Source organism: Enterobacter sp. R-1.6.2, assembly GCF_035064085.1.
In the GTDB taxonomy this organism is placed as follows: Bacteria; Pseudomonadota; Gammaproteobacteria; order Enterobacterales; family Enterobacteriaceae; genus Enterobacter; species Enterobacter asburiae_B.
The window spans coordinates 1-3794 of sequence record NZ_JASEYI010000066.1; the positions used below are offsets into that span (position 1 = coordinate 1).

The window sequence follows — 3794 nt, forward strand, 5'->3', positions numbered from 1 at the left end:
GCTCATGATGTCCCTCTGGGATGCGCTCCGGATGAATATGATGATCTCATATCAGGAACTTGTTCGCACCTTCCCTAAGTCACCGGCGGCTTGCCTGCCACACATTGAACATTACAGACCAATTAGCACTTTGTCACCGGGGAAAGATGTAAAGATTATGTATAAATAGATTGGCTTAGAAGTGACATTTCAACTTTGGAGAAACAGGTGACATTTTAAACTTGCTTTAACAAAATTTTGGGACTGACCGAAACAAAAAGGCCAGCCCCGGAGGGCTGGCTATTCAGTACAGGGCAATGACAGGTTTCTTGATGCCGCAGGCGTGAGCGTAGCGGGTCAGTGTGTCGATGCTGGCTTTGGTGATGTTGTTTTCCAGGCGAGAAATAACCGGAGGTGTAACCCCCATGCGTTCAGCAACCTGCGCTTTTGTCAGGTTGTCATGCTTGCGCCATTCAGCAAGCAGCTCCCTGAGCTTTTCCTTACGTTCTTCTTCCTGCCATGCAGCGCGATATTCATCGTCCTGCATCCACTCGTTATGCAGTTCTTTATGGCTTACCAGTTTCATTAAGTACCTCCGCTAACCGCTTTTTGGCGAGATCGATTTCTTTCGCTGGCGTTTTCTGTGACTTCTTGATGAAAACACGGAGCATGATGATGGTATTGCCTTTGTGGTATACCCAGATTCCCCTGGCTATGTCCGTCCCCATCGTGCGGATCTCAAAAAGTCCATCGCCCAGGGGCTTCGTGTCCGGCTCCCGCAGTAATCGGGCGTCATACTCCAGTTTGCCGATGAGACGGTCAAACTTCACCCTGATTTTTACGGGTAATGCTGTGGCTTCTTCCCTGGCTTCCGGGTGATAAACAACGCTAAACATGTGACCTCCCATTTCTATTAATATTAACCTATAGGCTAATTTCAGACAAGGTAGAATTAACCTATAAGCTAATTTTGTTGGCAGTTATCGTGGCTACCCGGTCACTACCCTGTTAGCGTGAGTTTTCGTTCCACTGAGGAACGGGGATTTATGCGCGTTAGCGCATGTAAGGCGGCAGGATGAAATGACAGGTAGCACCGAGGGTTAGCCGCCGATACCAGTGAGGGATCGAAAGGGATCGCCTATCCATCCCTTCACCTTGCAAAGCCATATTCCGCTAAAAGCGGCTCAGAGGCTTTTGTGCGCGGTCGGAGTGGTCACAACAAGGCGAAGCCGCAGTTGGGGCGTATCTCCGCGTTAGCGGGTCGTAAGAGCCGCTTACGAGCGTGTAAGCTAATTCTTCAGCGATATTTGCTGACGTATCCGGCGTGGCCGGATTTGTCCAATCCCTCGATGGCTAACAGGCGAGCTGTTAGCCATCGAGGGATTCCGTTCTGAATGCCCCGCGCTTTAGCGTGGGGAGCTACTTTTGAGGCGCTCGCGCCGATGCTGTTCGGTTATCCACTTTTTAAAGGGGATAACAGTAATGTCTTTTATTTTTTGGTTTATCTTTTAATACGTAAGTAATTAAAAGATAAACCAAAAGAGTATTTGCGCCATCTCGTTTGCACTTCATTATCACTTACCCACAAGCTATACAGCAGTTGTGGTGGGTCTACGCCGGAACCGCCGAAAAATCCGTCATTCCTGTAGGCGGGATGGGTTGGATTTCGAAAATTATTGTACTATAAGGGCTTCCCCGGCGTGTCAACGCCGGTGTTTATGGTTTCTGTCTGCTCTTCAGTAAAAATAAAGGGGAGAGACTGCGGTACTATAAACGGCCATGATGAATCGTCATCGATTCGGACCCTGATGAAAGACGCGCGTGAGGTTCTTGTTCGTTAAGCGGATACGTATATCCTGTACAATAGCCAGATAGGCCTCACGGGGTCTAACCCTTTATCATCAACGAATTGCAGGTCAGATGGTTATTTTGTTTCGTGCTTTAGCTGGCTGAGTACAGCCTGAAATCATCACCATAATGCAATGATGCCCAGCACAGCCTTGCGTTTTTGGCGGCGATGGCTACAACGGCACGCCAGTATCCTCTGCGATCGACCAGTGAACAGACCCAACGACTGAATAAATCAGTCCTTTTCTCGGCACCAATCAGAACCGAACGAGCCCCCTGAACCAGTAGCGTTCGCAGATACGAATCGCCAGCTTTAGTTATCCTGCCAAGCTTTGATTTCCCACCACTGCTGTACTGCGATGGCGTTAGTCCCAGCCAGGCTGCCAGTTGTCGCCCATTTTTAAAATCGTGTGCATTACCGATACTGGCGACCAGCGCACAGGCCGTTGTGGGACCAATCCCTTTCAGTTCCATCAATCGCTGGCTGCGGTGATCTGTTTTTGCCATGCGGGACAAAATCCGGTCATATTCAGTAATATTATCTTCAATACGATCAATGTGTTCCAGCAGGTCATTAACACATTGTTGAACCTGAAGTGGCAAAGAACTCTTCTGCTCAGAAACCATGTGACGCAGGGCATCTGTACTTTGTGGGGCGATGACACCGAATTCCGATATCAAACCTCTCAATCGGTTATATGTTGCTGTTTTCTCTTCGATAAAACCCTGTCTGATACGGTGTAGGCATTGCATCGCCTGCTGGCTCTCATCCTTCACTGGTACAAACCGCATATGCGGGCGACGAACTGCTTCACAGATAGCCTGAGCATCAGCTGCATCATTTTTGCCTGATTTACCGGCCATGCGGTAAGGAGATACAAATTTAGCAGCCATCAGCCGTGGTTCATGACCATATTGCCGAAACAACCTTGCCCAGTAGTGAGCCCCGGAGCATGCCTCCATCCCGATAACACAGGGAGGTAAACTGGCAATCAGCTCAGGAAGGGCAGCACGCGATACTTTGGGTTTAACCAGAACAGTTTTACCGTGTTGGTCAACGCAGTGAACAGCGAACACATTTTTAGCAAGATCGATACCGACAGTCGTGATGGTCATAACGAATCCCTCCGGGGCTATGTTTACCCCATGATTGCACAAGAGTTAATCAGGCGCATATCCAGGGGAAGTCCCTTCCATTCGTTAAGGTTATTTTTTGTACCTCTGAGCTATGTGAAGCTTGACCACTTTGACAGGCAGCTTTGAGCGATAAGCAGACATATTCACTGAAATTTTTAGGAAGCATTTTCTTGCCCATACGTGGCTTTATCTGCCGATTTTCAGAAAACGCATTCACCGTTATCGACGCGCTTTTCTGTCGTCAGCGGGATCGTCCCGCCTGAACCATCAGACACACCAAGTACCAGCACCTCTGACTTTTCAGGTCCCATCTTCATGGTACCCAGATTGACGATGCAGATTACCTGCGTTTCCTGCAGGTCTTCTGCTGCATAGTTAGTATACGCACCGCATGACACCCTTGTTCCCAGTTCTGGTCCTAGGTCAATAGTCATGCGCCAGGTGGGCTTTGATGTTTTACTCTCCTCAACCCTGATGATGGTACCGGCACGCATATCGAGAGCCGAAAATGAGTCAAATGACGCTTTATCTTTCATAATTCTTTCCTTTTTGCGATTTCAAAGTTTTCTTTCCGTTGCCGGAACAGACTGAAACGTAACTTTCCAGCCGGAACGGTGATGAGCCCCAGACACGCAACTATCAGTCCGACGCCTGCCCATCCGGAAGGCGGCAGCCTTTCACCGACGAGCACAACGGCCAGCAGTGCGGCTATAACCGGCTCCAGCAGACTGATCGTGGTTGCCATACTGGGGACGTCTCAGAAAACGGAATCTATGGTCACTCCCGTTTTTGCAACACCGATTTTGACGACAAGTTGGCTTGCTTGAATC

4 protein-coding genes and 1 pseudogene are annotated in these 3794 nt (G+C 49.0%); all 5 read right to left on the reverse strand.

Annotation, left to right across the window (positions count from 1 at the left end; all coding sequences use genetic code 11):
- Window positions 1–283: 283 nt before the first annotated feature.
- Window positions 284–565: a helix-turn-helix transcriptional regulator gene (locus tag QMN93_RS25515; protein WP_000780222.1), complete on the reverse strand. Its 282-nt coding sequence runs from the start codon at window positions 563–565 to the stop codon at window positions 284–286.
- A complete protein-coding gene (locus QMN93_RS25520; RefSeq protein WP_000493286.1) occupies window positions 546–875 on the reverse strand; it encodes a type II toxin-antitoxin system RelE/ParE family toxin in 330 nt (109 codons plus the stop codon). The genes QMN93_RS25515 and QMN93_RS25520 overlap by 20 nt, the downstream gene beginning before the upstream one ends.
- Before the next feature lie 1045 nt (window positions 876–1920).
- Window positions 1921–2943, reverse strand: a complete 1023-nt coding sequence (locus tag QMN93_RS25525) for an IS110 family transposase (protein ID WP_001572362.1) — start codon at window positions 2941–2943, stop codon at window positions 1921–1923.
- Window positions 2944–3164: 221 nt separating this feature from the next.
- The gene (locus QMN93_RS25530; RefSeq protein ID WP_016236507.1) at window positions 3165–3500 is read right to left on the reverse strand and encodes a hypothetical protein; all 336 of its coding nucleotides are present in this window, start codon (window positions 3498–3500) and stop codon (window positions 3165–3167) included.
- Window positions 3497–3712 (reverse strand): annotated as a pseudogene (locus QMN93_RS25535) (EamA family transporter); the annotation flags it as partial. The gene QMN93_RS25530 and the pseudogene QMN93_RS25535, both read right to left, overlap by 4 nt.
- Window positions 3713–3794: the final 82 nt, after the last annotated feature.

Bases quoted from the DNA above. Each gene is read 5' to 3' on its own strand.
- QMN93_RS25515 (WP_000780222.1), bottom strand. From the start codon at position 565: ATGAAACTGGTAAGCCATAAAGAACTGCATAACGAGTGGATGCAGGAC.
- QMN93_RS25520 (WP_000493286.1), bottom strand. From the start codon at position 875: ATGTTTAGCGTTGTTTATCACCCGGAAGCCAGGGAAGAAGCCACAGCA.
- QMN93_RS25525 (WP_001572362.1), bottom strand. From the start codon at position 2,943: ATGACCATCACGACTGTCGGTATCGATCTTGCTAAAAATGTGTTCGCT.
- QMN93_RS25530 (WP_016236507.1), bottom strand. From the start codon at position 3,500: ATGAAAGATAAAGCGTCATTTGACTCATTTTCGGCTCTCGATATGCGT.